Source organism: Vagococcus fluvialis bH819 (genome assembly GCF_900163795.1).
Taxonomy (GTDB): Bacteria; Bacillota; Bacilli; order Lactobacillales; family Vagococcaceae; genus Vagococcus; species Vagococcus fluvialis_A.
In genome coordinates, this window is record NZ_FWFD01000005.1 from 35330 (window position 1) to 51073 (window position 15744).

The following is a 15744-nucleotide window of genomic DNA, read 5'->3' on the forward strand; positions in this document are numbered from 1 at the left end:
AGATTTTATTTTTTTATTGATAATTTCCACTTGGATATGTTTCATTCGGGAAAAATGGTTTAGCGCCTACAGCGTCCATGGCTATTCTTCGCTCACCAGTATCCTTTAATTTCACTTTAATATCGTTTCCAGCACGATAATACTTGTGGAAATATGCTTCAAAGTCTGCCTCATTGGTGAATGTTAGACCAGTATTTCCTGCTCTATGCATCCAGTAATCATAAGTTTCACCGCTAGATTCATAGCCTTTTTCTAATTCATCAACAGTAGTTGGTCTTGCCCCATTTTCACCAGTAACAACAGTGGTTGCTTTTGAATTTAGATAACCAATCCAAGTGCCTTTGTTATCATATAATGAGTAATAACGCTCACCGTTGAAGTGGTAATAGCGACCACGAGCTTTTAACGTTTGCCCGTAGTATTTGTTAGTATTACTTTTGTTTTTCCAACTAAAGTTTTGCCAGATATCATAATTTTTCTTCGTAATTTTTACTTCACGACCATCTGCGATATATGGACCTTCTCTTTTAGCAGTTTTTACGACGGCTTTAGCGTTAGCATATCCTTGCCAAACACCTTTTGAGTCATACATTGAGTAGTACGTTGAGCCGTTAAAATGCTCGTAACGTCCTCTTGCTTGATAAAGATCCTCTACAATTTCACGACCTTCTTGTTTTTGTTTCCAGTTAAAATTTTGCCAAGTAGGATAGTTTTGCTTTTTGAACTTCACAAAGGTTCCATCAGAAATATACGGCCCTTGCGCTACTGTTTTAGTTGTAGCATTCGCATTTAAATAACCAATCCATTGATCTTTATTGTTGTATAGAGAATAGTAAGTTTCACCATTTTTGTGTTCATAGCGTCCCTTAGCTAGATAAACTTTTCCGAAGTGATTGGTAGACTTATCTTTTTTCTTCCAACTAAAATTTTGCCAGATGTCATAATTTTTTTTAGTTATTTTTACATAGCTACCGTCAGCAATGTAAGGACCTTGTGCGGGGGTTGTTTCTTTAGTGATAGATTTTTCTACCACATCATTCTTAGGTGTTGCGATCGTTTTTTCTTCTGAAGATACTGTTGTTTGTTCTGTTTCTTTCACTTCGCTTGTTTCGGAAGTGATTTCAGTGATTGTTGTCTCTGTTGATGCTTTTGTTGTTTCGATCGCAATGCTTTCCTCTGTTGCCACAAGTTGGTTTGATTTATTACTTTCCTCAGCGAGTGCTTGTGTACTAAACGCAATCGATGAAAGTAAAATCAAACTGAAGTAAATCTTTTTCATACTCTCTCTCCTTTAAACATTCGTTTTTTAGAATCAGGTAGAGTATAGCATGTTGGAATAATGCTATCAATATTTTTTTGTGAAAAAAAACATTAATCATAATAATTTCAACTTAATTAATCTATATAAAAAAAACAAAGAATAAATATTATTAGAAATATACTAGAAAATAATTGATGGTAGTTATCAGTAGATAAGCATATATTTATTTTTTATAAAAAATAATATAGCGTATTTTTATTTTGATTTAAAAAATGTATTTGTTCATTAATTATAAATATTATGTATCAAAAATGATAAAATGAATAAAAATGTAAATTTTGATTCATTTAGGATATGAATGTGTTAGAATAGAAAATGAAATAAAAAAACGGAGGATAAATAGTTGAGTAAAAAAAGATATTCTTACTTAATTTTAGCAAGTTTAACATTGAGCATAATAACGACTCCTGTCGCTGTGTACGCAGAGCAAGCTGAAATAAAAGATGAAAAAGTTGAAGTTAGTGGAGAAAATGAAGAAGTCGTAAAAAGTACAGAGACCAGTCTAGAGTCTACTTTAGAAACAAAAGAAACTCGTTTAGTAGTAGATGAAGAAAAAAATAGTGATGTTGTAGAAGAAAAATCAGAAGATGAAAGTGATGAAACCTTTTACTATCCAAGTGATCGTTCAGATTTAGCAGTAAGTCCACGTGCTTACAGTGCGCCAAGTACTAGAGCCAATGGTTTATCAATTACTGATATAGATAAACCAAAAGCAGATTTTATTGATGTGTCATCTCATAATCATGATATTTCTGTAGATGAGTATAAAATCATGAAATCGTACGGAGTTAAAGGGGTAGCAGTTAAATTAACTGAAGGAACAAGTTATAAAAACCCTTATGCTAAAAATCAAATTAAAAATGCAGAAGCTGCCGGTTTAATGGTAAGTGTGTATCATTTCAGTTGGTTCGAATCAGAAACAAGTGCGAGATCAGAAGCAAATTATTTTGCTAATATGGCGCAGGAATTAGGTTTGTCTAAATCTACTTTAATGATAAGTGACTTAGAAACACCCGAATTGAAGTATAAAAAAGGTGTAAATCATACTAAAAATTCTAAAGCTTTTGAAAAACAATTGAATGCTTTGGGCTATTCTAGCGTTAATCATTATTTAGGATTACACTGGATTAATGAAGGGGTCATCAAACCCAATGAACTTGGTAATGAAAAAGTTTGGGTGGCAGCATATCCTTACAATCCAACTAGCCATCAATATCACACGCAATATGGGGCTTGGCAATGGTCCTCATCAATGACGTTTCCTGGGGTTCATGGTATATATGATATCTCTAGTGATTATGTAGGTAGTTACTCGAGTAATCAGAAATTACCACCACAGGGAAATTATATTGCTGATGGTCGTTTTGTAAAAGTAAATAAAAAAGGCTACAACACGTGGTCTGATTTTAATTGGACGTACCGAGAGTCTTCAGAAAAAATATATGGACAAAGATTTGAAGCTAAAGGTCGCTACCAACATACGAATGGTTCAGTTTACTATTCATTGTACGATGCCCAAGGAAACTGGCATGGTTACATAAACTCAGAAGCCACGATTGATTTAGCAGGAGCACAAGGGAATTATATAGCTGATAATAATCGTTATGTTTCAATTGAGCAAAAAGGAACTTCAGTTTGGCAAAATTTTAGTTTCAATAATGAAAAAAATAACACGTCTAATTTGTATCAAAAAACATATCAAGTTAAAGGTCATTATGATCACTTTAATGGGAGTACCTTCTTATCTCTATTTGATACACAAGGTAATTGGCATGGTTATCTAGACGAAAAAGCAACTAGACCTGCTGCGAATAAAAACGGAAATTATATTACTCACAACAAATATGTGACAGTTGAGAAATCTGGCTACAATACATGGAGTAATTTTTCATGGAAAGAAAAACTAGCAGATAAAGATGTGTACCAAAAAACATTCTTAGCAAAAGGTCGCTATGAAAATGCGAATGGCTCAACTTATTTATCTCTGTTTGATTTAGAAGATAACTGGTGTGGTTATATTAACGCAGCAGCTATTAAACAAGGTGATGGCGTTCAGGGAGCATATTTTGCAGATGGACGTTATGCTAAAATCGCTACAAAAGATGAAAAAATATATCATGATTTTAATGGAACTGTAAAAAAATCAACAAATGATGTTTATGGTCAAATGTATCGTGCCAAGGGAAGATATCATCATATGGACGGTAAAACTTACTATTCATTATATGATTCAAAAAATAAATGGCAAGGATATGCTGAAGCTAAACTTGTTTCTTTAGAAAAAAGTGGTCAAGGTGATTATATTTCAGATGGATCATATGTTTCTATTCAAAGAAAAAATTATAGCATTTGGTCAAATTTTGGATTTACTAAAGAGTTACTAAATACTACTAATATCTATGAAAAAACCTATTTAGCAAAAGGAAGATATGAGCACTTTAATGGTAGTACTTATTATTCATTATATGATGGTAATGGTAGCTGGATTGGTTATTTAAATAAAGATGCTACTAAAGTTGTTCCAGATAAAAATGGTATCTATATATCCCATTGGAAAAATGTTAAAGTGACACAGAAAAACTATAATACATGGAATGATTTCGATTGGGCTTACCGTGAAAGTGGTGATTCAGTATATAATCAAACCTTTACAGCTCGTGGAAGATACGAAAATTTCAATGGCTCAACCTACTTATCTTTGTATGATAACGCAGGAAAAGGGCATGGTTATATTAATGCCAATGCAACAACAGTAATTAACTAATTATTAGAAGAGGATGATTAATTGAAAAATTATCCTCTTTTTTGAGCGGAAACGAGTATACTAAAATAGTTAGGATAAACAAGTTAAGGAAGGATTGTCAGTAAAATGAAAAAGAATATTTTTACGGTATTGATTGGATGCTTTAGTTTATTTATGTTATCAACTGGTGAAGTACATGCTGAGAAGTTAAATGAGTCGACGGAGGTAAGTACGAGTTCAACCAGTACGACAGAAAAAATCGAAAGTAGTACATCGAGTAGTGAGTTAGAAACAACAGAAACAAGTACAACAAGAACAAGTGAATCCAAAGAAGATGTTAATAATGTTGAAAAAGAATTAATTAAATTAGAAAAATTACAATATGTTAGTTTTATTAAAGAAGAACCAGTTATTTATAAAGATAACGACTTAAAAGAATTGGTTAAATTATCTGAAATTGAAAGTGTTTTATTAAAAACTGATACGAAATTTATCTTTAATGAAAAGACATATTATGTGTTAACAGATTTAAAGGGAAATATGATTGGTGTTGTAGAAGAATCAGAGATTAAATTACACGACACATTAGATAGTGAAAAATTAGACTTCAATAAATATATTAGTCTAAATCAAGATAAGGCAAAAATTTATAAAAATTTAGAGTTAGAGCTATTAGAAAATCATAGCTATGTTAGGGGACAAACTTTTTTAGCTAAAGAGCAAGTTAAACATGTTAACGGAAAAAATTATTATACGCTGTACTCTGTTAAAGAAGAAATGCTTGGTTATGTATTAGCAGAAGATGTTTCTATTGCTGAAACTCAAGGTGGCGTTTATCAATCCTTTGGTAAATATGTGACAATCACAAGTAACCAAGGTAGTACGATATCAAATTTTGATGGTAAAGAAAAACATAAAACGAATAAACTTTATAAAAATACTTACTTAGCTAAAGGAAAATATCATCATTTTGATGGCAGTTTCTACTATTCTTTATATGATAGCAAAGGTACGTGGTATGGTTATTTAAACGAAAAGGATACTAGAGTTGTAGATGGGGCGCAAGGAGCATATCATAGTTTAAATCAGTATGTAATCATGAACAGTCCTAATTATCCGATTTGGCAAAATTTTGATTGGAAAGAAAAAAATAAGAGTAAGAAATTTTACCAGCGTACGTTTTTAGCAAAAGGTGAATATCACCATTACAATGGAGAAATTTATTATTCATTATTTGATTTAAATGATAAATGGTATGGCTATATTAATAAAAATGCGATGAAGCAAACGCAAGGTAGTCAAGGTGAGTATGTCTCATTTAATAAATATGTGACGGTAAAAAATAATAATGGTAGTACGTGGAATAGTTTTGATTGGAATCATCGTCATAAAATTAGTAGCTTAGCCAACCAAACATTCAAAGCAAAAGGTGTTTACTACCATGCTAATGGGAATGACTACTACTCTTTATATGATAATAACAATGTCTGGAAAGGTTATATTAACAAGGACTTTGTAAAAGTAGCAGATGGTGCTCAAGGTAGTTATCAAAACTTTGGCAAATATGTGACAGTGACTAAAAGCAATTATGATATGTGGCGAAATTTTTCATGGAATAGTTTAGGAACATCTAAAAATATTTACAATAAAACTCTCTTAGCCAAAGGTCAGTATCGTCATTATAATGGCTCAACTTACTATAGTTTATTTGATAATAAAGGAACATGGTATGGCTATGTAAATAAAAATGGTGTGACTGTTGCTGATGGTGCTCAAGGTATTTATCAAAGTTATGGCAAAGAAGTGACGATTGTTAAAGGGAATTATCCAATGTGGTCGAATTTTTCATGGAAACAAAAAGGAAATACGTCTTCATATATGAAGAAAAAATTTAATGCTAGAGGCAAATACCAACATTTTAATGGCTCTACTTATGTTTCTTTATATGACAAACAAAATAAATGGTATGGCTATTTAAATGAAACGGCTGTTTCTAGTGAAGCAGAAAAACTGGAAAAAGTTCAACGATTATTGAATTCTAAATATAATTCTTACAATTATGGTATTTATGTTACCAGTTTAGTAGATGGCTCAACAGCTTCAATAAATGGTAGCCGAATTTTTACGGCAGCAAGTACAGGTAAATTACCAGCAATGTACTATACACAAAAAATGATCAATCAAGGTAAAATAGATCCAAATAGAAAGTATTTATACTCTGATGCGATTAACCAAATGCCTATTTATTCATATATGCGTGGTGGCGCAGGTATTCTTCAAGGAAAACCCTTTGGATCGTATTATTCACTAGATACAATGTTAAATTGGACAGCTAAATATTCGGATAATCAAGGCGCTAATTTCTTAGGTTATTACGGTGCTAATCAATATGATTACAAAATGAGAAGTGAAATTTCAAGTATTATCGGACGTCAATGGCAGTCTCCTTTCCAGATATCGGCTAAAGAAAATGCTCTTTTAATTAGTGCAATGTACCGTCAAGGTGGGCAAGTCATGTCATATATGCAAAATACTGTTTTTGATAATCAACGCATTCCTAAATATTTACCTGTAAAAGTTGCGCATAAGATTGGTGATGTAGGGAGTTTTAGGCATGATGTGGCTGTTGTTTACACAGATACACCATATGTTCTATCAGTGATGACTCAAAATAATACATCTTATGAAACCATTTCGATTTTATCAAAAGAAATTTATGATATTATGAAATAAAAATAATGCTATTTTATTAAGGTTATCTAAAAAAACGCTATAAAGTTATCTTAACTTTATAGCGTTTTTATTATATTTTATTTACTTTTCAGTATTTGTTTTTACCTTTTTTTTACGAACTTTCATCGAAATTTCAACAACACCAGTGGTTCTGATGATACTTAAATCATCCTTATCAATACCTCGATCTAAAATTTCCTCTAAAACATAATCCACTTCAAATTCTTTTACTTCTCTTGATTTATTCACAATCACTACTTCAATATGAGTATCTGCAATACTGTGAACGACTAATGTTTTTCCCATTGAGTAAACTTTAACATACGTTGCATCTGTATTTTCTAATTGTTTTGAAACCAGAGTTCCGTAGCTGTTAGTCACGTCGATTAATTTCATACTGATCACCTCTGTCTGTTATTGAACTACTTTTATAATATGTATTCATTATAACACTAATTAAAAAATAAATCAGATTAAAAGTATGACTTGTTTCCATTATTATCAGCAGTGTTAAAACTTGGTTATGAGATTAAGAAACTTGAATTCATGAAACTTAACTATTCAAATCTTTGATGGTAAGGCTGCCGCTTACAAGACGGAAAAATTATTTAGCTTTAACAACAATTTTTTCATTTTCAAGAATGGCGATTAAATTTTTATTTGCGGGGTGTTCCAAGTAATAATCAGCTATTTCATCTTCAATATGTTCTTGAATAACACGTCTAAGTGGTCTTGCCCCCATTTTAGGATCGTAACCAAGATCAACTAATTTTTCGTTGACTTCTTTAGTTGTTTCTAATTTAATTCCTTGATCTTTCATCAAATCATTGACTTCATCTAACATGAGAGCAACGATTGAAAGTAAATTCTCTTTACTTAGTGGTTGGAATTCTACGATACCATCAAAACGATTTAAGAATTCTGGTTTAAAGAAATTGTTTAATTGTCCTAAAACAGATTGAGTTGTTCCATCCTTTGTTGCTCCAAAGCCAACGTTAGCTTCGATAGCACCTGTTCCAGCGTTACTAGTCATGATGATTAAAGTATCTTTAAAACTGATGGTTCGACCCTTAGAATCAGTTAATCGACCATCTTCAAGGATTTGTAGGAACATATGTAAAACATCAGGGTGCGCTTTTTCAATCTCATCTAAAAGAATTAAACTATAAGGATTCCTTCTCACAATTTCAGTTAATTGACCTGCTTCTTCATAGCCAACATAACCAGGAGGAGAACCAATTAATTTAGCGATGCTATGTTTTTCCATATATTCACTCATATCGAACCTAATCATATTTTCTTTATGCCCAAACAGCTCAAAAGCAAGTTGTTTGCCAAGTTCTGTTTTTCCAACACCAGTAGGACCAACAAATAAAAATGAGCCAATTGGTCGATTTTTTTTATTTAAACCAATTCGATTACGTTTAATGGCACGTGAAACTTTATCGATAGCTTCAACTTGACCAATAACATGTTTTTTTAAATCTTTGTCTAAGTTTCTCATTTGAGTTTGCTCTTTTTCTTTGAGATCACCAACAGGTATTCCAGTCATTAATTCGACAACTTCTTCCATATCTTTTAGAGTGACAGTTGGAATATCTTCATCAGCAATTTGTTTTTCTTTTAAATCAGTTAATTTTTTGATTTGATCTCGGTAGTACGCAGCTTTTTCAAAATCTTCATCTTTTGAAGCAAGTTTTTTTTGCTTTTCAGCATCTTTTAAACGTTGTTCTAAGACTTTAGGATCGATAAATTGGATAGTTAGGTTTTTCTTAGAACCAGTTTCATCTAATAAATCAATAGCTTTATCTGGTAGTTGGCGATCCTGAATAAAACGACTAGATAGTTTTACAGCCCCTGTAATAGCTTCGTCTGTATAGGTAACATGATGGAAATCTTCGTATCGTTTTTGAATTCCTTTTAAAATAACAATAGTTTCTTCTTCAGAAGGTTCATTAACACGAACGGGTTGCATACGTCGCTCAAGTGCGGCATCTTTTTCAATAATCCGATATTCATTGAGGGTAGTGGCACCAACCATTTGTAATTCACCACGGGCAAGTGCAGGTTTTAAGATATTACCAGCATCCATATTTCCATCACCGACTGACCCTGCGCCTACAATTTCATGAACTTCATCGATAAAGAGGATTGTAGAAGGGTCCTCTTTGAGTTCTTGAATTAGTTTTTGCATTCGTTCTTCAAATTGACCTCTAATTCCTGTTCCTTGAACTAAAGAAGCAACGTCTAGGCGGATAATTTCTTTTTCGAGTAATTTTTGTGGGACCGCTGATTCAACAATTTTAAGTGCTAAACCTTCAACAACCGCTGTTTTACCTACGCCAGGTTCACCAGTTAAGACGGGATTATTTTTCGTTCTTCTATTTAATATTTCAATCACACGTGTAATTTCCTCATCACGGCCAATAACAGGGTCGATTTTTCCATCTCTAGCAGCTTGAGTTATATTTTCACCAAACTCTTGTAAGATTGAACCATTTCCTTGATTAGGTGGATTAGGTGGTCCCGTATGTCCTGACTGTGTTTTGGGTGATTTATCTTGTGATTGTTGGTAGTTTTGTTCAGCTAATTGACGGAATAAATCATTAAGTGAGCCAAAACCATAAGGATCTTGCGTCATTTTTTCACGATGTGCTAAATCTTCTTGTTGTTTAATTTCTCTGTAACAATTTTGACATAAGTCAATTTGTTTTTTTTGACCTTGAACATTAGTATATAAATGAATGGTAGCGTCATTTGCTTGGCAATTTTGACAAAGCATTTCATCACTCTCCTAACTTGATAAATAAAGTCAAAAATCTGATTGACCTTTTTTGACCTTTAAGTAATTATAACTTATTTACTTACTTTTTATCAAGAGATTGAACTTCTGAAGGTGAGGTGATTTTGAATAGAAGAAGAAATTAAGCTATAATTATTTAACAAAAGAGTGAATACCTAAAACGAATGGAAGTAGGTGAATATCAATTATTATGGAAGAAAAAAATTATATTGATTTAATAGAAAATTTACTTACAGAAAAGATTGAAGAGATTTACGTAGAAAAAGAAGATTTCTTTTTATTTAGAGATGCTTGGCTAAACCATCCAGAAAAAGATAAAATTATAGGAGAAGCAATTTTAGGAGGCAAGGTTATTTACAGAAAAGAAAGCGAAAAATAATTTAGAGCTTTCAAGTTCAGATAATAACTTGAATGAAAAAAGTTGTCACAGTTAGTAAAACATGGTATTCTTTATCATTGAAAGGGTTATAAAATTTTAGTGAATCGCTATCATTTTATAATCTAAAAAAACACATTTCAGATAATTGAAGGAGAATGATTAATTATGGAAAAAAAAGAATTTCACGTAGTAGCAGACACAGGTATCCACGCACGTCCAGCAACTTTATTGGTACAAACTGCAAGTAAATTCAGTTCAGATATTAACTTAGAATATAAAGGCAAATCAGTTAACTTGAAATCAATCATGGGCGTTATGTCTTTAGGCGTTGGTCAAGGTGCTGACGTAACTATTTCTGCTGAAGGTGCTGACGAAGTAGAAGCAATCGCAGCAATCGAAGAAACAATGAAAAAAGAAGGTTTATCAGAATAATGACTAAACAATTAAAAGGTATTGCCGTTAGTGATGGCATTGCGGTTGCAAAAGCTTATCTTTTAGTTGAGCCAGACTTATCATTTGAGAAAAAATCAACTGATAATGTCGATCAAGAAATTGCTCGTCTTTCTGATGCATTGAAACAATCAACAACTGAGTTACAAGCAATTCGTAACAAAGCTGTTAAAAGTTTAGGTGAAGAAGAAGCACAAGTATTTGATGCTCATTTGATGGTCCTTTCAGATCCAGAATTAGTTGGAGCTATTGAAGGTAACATCAAAGATAACCAAGTCAACGCAGAGTCAGCACTTAAAGAAGTAACAGATATGTTTGTTGGTATGTTTGAAGGTATGGTAGATAATCCATATATGCAAGAACGTGCTGCAGATATTAAAGATGTAATGAAACGTGTGATGAGTCATTTAGTAGGCGTTAAGTTGCCAGACTTATCAATGATTGACGAAAAAGTTATCATTGTTGCTGAAGATTTAACACCAAGTGATACTGCTCAGTTAGATCGTAATTTTGTTCAAGCCTTTGTTACTAACATTGGTGGACGTACCTCTCACTCAGCTATCATGGCTCGTTCATTAGAAATCCCAGCAGTAGTTGGAACTAAAGACATTACAGAAGCTGTCTCAGAAGGCGATATGTTAGCCTTAGATGGTAGTGAAGGTATTGTTACAGTTAACCCAACAACTGAAGAAGTAGCTGAATTTGAAGCAAAAGCAAAAGCTTTCGCAGATCTTAAAGCTGAATGGGATAAATTAAAAAATGCTCAAACTGTAACGGCTGATGGTAAACATTTTGAATTAGCTGGAAATATTGGTACACCTAAAGATTTAGAAGGTGTTAATGGACATGGTGGCGAAGCTGTTGGTTTATACCGTACAGAATTCCTATACATGGACTCACCAGATTTCCCTAGTGAAGATGATCAATTTGAAGCTTACAAATCAGTTTTAGAAGGTATGAATGGTAAACCAGTTGTGGTTCGTACAATGGATATTGGTGGAGACAAAGAGTTACCATACTTGAAGTTCCCTGAAGAAATGAACCCATTCTTAGGTTACCGCGCAATTCGTATCTGTCTAGCAGAAGACGAAATGTTCCGTACTCAGTTGCGTGCTCTTTTACGTGCCTCAACTCATGGTAACTTGCGTATTATGTTCCCAATGATTGCTACATTACAAGAATTCCGTGATGCAAAAGCAATGTTGTTGGAAGAAAAAGCTAAATTAGTTGCTGATGGTGTGGAAGTATCTGATGATATCCAAGTGGGTATCATGATTGAAATCCCAGCAGCAGCAGTAATCGCTGATCGTTTCGCTAAAGAAGTTGATTTCTTCAGTATCGGAACAAATGACTTAATTCAATACACAATGGCAGCAGACCGTATGAACGAACGCGTGTCTTACCTATATCAACCATATAACCCTGCAATCTTACGTTTAATTAAAAACGTGGTTGACTCAGCTCATGCTGAAGGCAAATGGGCTGGTATGTGTGGTGAGATGGCCGGCGATCAAACAGCTGTTCCATTATTAGTTGGTTTAGGTTTAGACGAATTTTCAATGAGTGCAACTAGTATTTTACGTACTAGAAGCTTAATGAAACGTTTAGACTCAACTAAAATGGCTGAATTAGCTAACAAAGCAATCACTGAATGTGATACAGCTGAAGAAGTTGTGGCTTTAGTTAATGAATATACAGCAGAATAAGGGTGGAAGAAAGGTCGTTCAATCTAAGTGATTGATGCTACTTTTGTAATACCTTTGTTAAAATACAGGCTTGTGAGGGAAGTTTTTAAACTTTCCTCACAAGCCTTTTTTATTCTTCGTAAAAAATCATTGTTTTTTGTAATAAATTTATGATTATTACTCAAAACATGTTAAAATGATTGGTGGTTTCTTTTTTTAGCATTTTTTTGAATATGCTATAATAAAAAGACAAACTAGGACTGTGGTAGGATGTTTTGGCATTCGTTATTCAGTATAGTAATCAATAGGGAGTGAATTAATTGCTGAAGATTAATATGTTTTCTTCTGCTGACAAGGTAAAGGGGCAGGGCGTCGGAAGTGCCTACAAAGAATTAATAAAAATGTTAACTAAAACATTCCCTGAAGAATTTGACATTAAGATAAATAAATATACAAAATCAGATATCGCTCATTATCATACAGTGGATCCTTTATTTTTTATGTCCACTTTTTTTAAGAAAAGAAGAGGCGTAAGAATTGGCTACGTTCATTTTTTACCAGAAACATTAGAAGGTAGTATCGCTATTTTTTCACCTTTTCAAAAAATATTTGATCGTTATTTGATCTCATTTTATAAACGGATGGATCAATTAGTTGTTGTGAATCCTTCTTTTATTCCAAAATTAGAAATGGCTGGAATCAAGACGGATAAGGTAACTTATATTCCAAATTTTGTGTCTTCAGAAGACTTTTATGAAATGACAACAGAAGAAAAAAAACAATGGCGAAGTGAATTAGACTATCAAAAAGATGATTTTCTTATTTTAGGTGCAGGTCAAATTCAGCAACGTAAAGGTTTAGATGATTTTATAAAATTAGCAATGGATAATCCTGATATTCAGTTTGTTTGGGCTGGAGGGTTTTCGTTTGGTAAAATCACAGATGGTTATGATCGTTATAAGAAAGTATATGATAATCCGCCCAAAAATTTGAAATTCACAGGGATTATTGACCGAGATGAGTTAGTTAAATATTATAATATTGCGGATATTTTTTTATTGCCTTCGTATAACGAGTTATTTCCTATGTGTATTTTAGAGGCTTTTAATTGTGGAACCCCTGTGATGCTTCGTGATTTAGACTTGTATCATGCGATTATTGAAAATCAGTATATTGATACAAAAAATGTGGCTGAGATGCAGAAGTCTTTAACAGAATTAAAAAATAAACCAGAGATGTTACAAGAGTATAAAGAAAAATCCAAAGAGTCTGCTAAATATTACTCAGAAGAGAATGTAGCTAAAATTTGGTACGATTACTATACTAGTAGTATAAAAAAATAAAAAGGAGGTGAGTGTTGTGAAGATTGGTTTTTTTACAGATACCTATTTTCCACAAGTGAGTGGAGTTTCGACTTCTATTAGAACACTAAAATTAGAATTAGAATCTCGAGGTCATGAGGTTTATATTTTCACAACGACTGACCCCAATGTAAGAGAATTAGAACCAAGAATTATTCGCATGCCAAGTATACCCTTTATTTCTTTTAAAGAAAGACGCCTAATTGTTCGAGGTATGCTGTATGCCTATTATGTTGCGAAGGATTTAGAGTTGGATATTATCCATACTCATACAGAATTTGGTTTAGGATTACTTGGCAAACAAGTAGCTAAGCAACTTGATATTCCTTGTGTCCATACGTATCACACGATGTATGAAGATTATCTACATTACATTGCGAACGGTAAGTTAATCCGCCCGGTTCATGTGAAACAATTTTCTAAATTATATACAGCGAGTTTATCAGGAATTATTTGTCCAAGTAAACGTGTAGTGGATAAATTAGAAGAGTATGATATTGATATTCCTAAATATATCATTCCAACAGGGATTGATATTTCTCAATTTACAGCTGTTTCAGAAGAAAAAAAACAAGCGATTAGAGAAAAGTACGCTATCGATAAAAATGAGATTTTTTTACTTTCAGTTAGTCGGATTTCTTATGAGAAAAATATTCAAACAATTCTTGATGGTTTACCTGATGTGGTTGCTAAAGTACCTCAAATTAAACTTTTAATTGTGGGGGACGGCCCTTATAAAAAAGACTTAGAGAAACAAGTAGCTAAATTAGAATTAGAAGACTATGTTATTTTTTCGGGAGAAATTCCAAATGAAGAAATCTCTCCTATTTATCAAGCAGCAGATATTTTTGTTAGTGCTTCTGATTCTGAGACTCAAGGATTAACGTACACTGAAGCAATGGCCGCTAAAACAAAAGTTGTTGCTAAAGGCAATGATTATTTGAATGATTTATTTGATGACTTAAGTTTAGGTCTAACCTATAAGGAAAATCAAGATTTTTCATCGGCCTTAGTCGCTTATTTAAAAGAAGAACATCCGGTAAATGAAGCTCTTATTAAACGTAAGTTGTATGAAATTTCAAGTGAAGCATTTGGTGAGAGAGTGGCAGCTTTTTATGAAGAAACTAGAGCTTATTATGAACTTCTAGAAAATGATCAAAAAGATATTCCAATTAACGAACCTACCTCAGTTGACGGGTTTAAAAAAGCAGACGAGGTAACTGATGAATAGGAAAAATATCATATACTTAGGATTGGCTTTTTTTCTGGGAGGAATTGTGATTTGGAATGAGCTGAGAAAGGTAACTCTTAGTGAAGTATATATGGAGATTATCACAATTAAGTGGCAATGGTTAGTAGTAGCTATCATCTGCATGTTAATGCATTGGGCAATTGAAGGGAAAATGATTCAGCTGTTTTTAAAACGAAGTAACCCAGATTTTTCTTTTAAGAATGCTTTTAGAATCCCGTTAATCGAACATTTATTTAATGCTATTACACCTTTTTCAACTGGTGGCCAACCGGCTCAAATTTTAGCATTGGGTAAGTCCGGAGTTGATTATGGTGTTTCGGCTTCTGTATCGTTGATGAAATTTGTTATTTATCAAATTTGGATTGTTGTAAATTTTATTATGTGCATTGTCTTAGGCTTTCACTGGGTATCTGGAAATTTAGAGCGATTGTCTTACTTTATTTTGATTGGTTTCGGCATTCATTTTTTTGTGGTTTTTTGTTTGCTTATGGTGATGTTTTGGCACAGTGGGACACAAAAAATTGTTAATGGTTTTTTCAATATTTTAGAAAAATTTAAGTTGGGTCGTAAACGAGAAGAGTTACGTAAAATTATTTTAAACAAAATGGATAATTTTTATGATCATAGCCTTTACATGAAAAATGAAACTAATTTAATGATAAAAACAAGTTTATTAACAATTGGACAACTTTTAGTTTACTATATCGTACCTTATTTCGTTTTACTCGCATTAAATACAGAAGATGTTAACATCCTGAAAGTAATTGTGTTTCACGCATTTATTATTATGATCATCTCTCTTTTTCCTATTCCAGGAGGAGCTGGTGGAGCAGAATACAGTTTCACCTTATTATTTGGGACTTTTGTTGTTGTCAAAAGCAAGTTAGTTCTAGCTATTTTTTTATGGAGAATCGTTACCTATTACATGGGAATTCTTTTAGGTTTAGTCGCTTTAATGGTAAAACCTGATCTACCTAAAAATAAATCCGTTGAGTCTGATACTTAGTATTAGGCTCT

The 15744-nt window shown here is 32.6% G+C and carries 11 protein-coding genes; 8 read left to right on the top strand and 3 right to left on the bottom strand.

All coding sequences use genetic code 11. The features are described 5' to 3' along the window. Window positions 1-13: 13 nt before the first annotated feature. Complete coding sequence (locus FM121_RS02430) at window positions 14-1279, bottom strand: hypothetical protein (protein WP_086950564.1); 1266 nt, start codon at window positions 1277-1279, stop codon at window positions 14-16. A gap of 385 nt (window positions 1280-1664) precedes the next feature. On the opposite strand from FM121_RS02430, the gene FM121_RS02435 reads away from it, so the two are divergent. Beyond that, a complete protein-coding gene (locus FM121_RS02435; protein WP_086950565.1) occupies window positions 1665-4085 on the top strand; it encodes a GH25 family lysozyme in 2421 nt (806 codons plus the stop codon). 105 nt (window positions 4086-4190) lie between these two features. Next, entirely contained in the window at window positions 4191-6797 is a 2607-nt protein-coding gene (locus tag FM121_RS02440) for a serine hydrolase (protein ID WP_086950566.1), read from the top strand. 81 nt (window positions 6798-6878) lie between these two features. On the opposite strand, the gene FM121_RS02445 is transcribed toward FM121_RS02440, so the two are convergent. Together FM121_RS02445 and FM121_RS02450 are read right to left on the bottom strand one after the other, a co-directional pair. Continuing rightward, entirely contained in the window at window positions 6879-7193 is a 315-nt protein-coding gene (locus FM121_RS02445) for a DUF1827 family protein (RefSeq protein WP_086950567.1), read from the bottom strand. Between the two features lie 208 nt (window positions 7194-7401). Continuing rightward, window positions 7402-9579: an ATP-dependent Clp protease ATP-binding subunit gene (locus FM121_RS02450; RefSeq protein ID WP_086950568.1), complete on the bottom strand. Its 2178-nt coding sequence runs from the start codon at window positions 9577-9579 to the stop codon at window positions 7402-7404. Window positions 9580-9790: 211 nt separating this feature from the next. Here FM121_RS02450 and FM121_RS02455 point away from each other — a divergent pair, with 211 nt between their 5' ends. The 6 genes from FM121_RS02455 (at window position 9791) to FM121_RS02480 (ending at window position 15733) form a co-directional block, all read left to right on the top strand. Further along, window positions 9791-9979 carry a hypothetical protein gene (locus FM121_RS02455; protein WP_086950569.1) on the top strand — a complete coding sequence of 63 codons (189 nt, stop codon included), beginning with the start codon at window positions 9791-9793 and terminating at the stop codon, window positions 9977-9979. A gap of 165 nt (window positions 9980-10144) precedes the next feature. Then, window positions 10145-10411: a phosphocarrier protein HPr gene (locus tag FM121_RS02460; protein ID WP_086950570.1), complete on the top strand. Its 267-nt coding sequence runs from the start codon at window positions 10145-10147 to the stop codon at window positions 10409-10411. Next, on the top strand, window positions 10411-12135 hold the full coding sequence (gene ptsP, locus FM121_RS02465; protein WP_086950571.1) for a phosphoenolpyruvate--protein phosphotransferase: 1725 nt from the start codon (window positions 10411-10413) through the stop codon (window positions 12133-12135). Before FM121_RS02460 ends, ptsP begins: the two co-directional genes overlap by 1 nt. Window positions 12136-12434: 299 nt before the next feature. Next, entirely contained in the window at window positions 12435-13457 is a 1023-nt protein-coding gene (locus tag FM121_RS02470) for a glycosyltransferase family 4 protein (RefSeq protein WP_086950572.1), read from the top strand. Window positions 13458-13473: 16 nt separating this feature from the next. Next, window positions 13474-14706 carry a glycosyltransferase family 4 protein gene (locus FM121_RS02475; RefSeq protein ID WP_086950573.1) on the top strand — a complete coding sequence of 411 codons (1233 nt, stop codon included), beginning with the start codon at window positions 13474-13476 and terminating at the stop codon, window positions 14704-14706. After that, a complete protein-coding gene (locus FM121_RS02480; RefSeq protein ID WP_086950574.1) occupies window positions 14699-15733 on the top strand; it encodes a lysylphosphatidylglycerol synthase transmembrane domain-containing protein in 1035 nt (344 codons plus the stop codon). The genes FM121_RS02475 and FM121_RS02480 overlap by 8 nt, the downstream gene beginning before the upstream one ends. The last annotated feature ends 11 nt before the right edge of the window (window positions 15734-15744 follow it).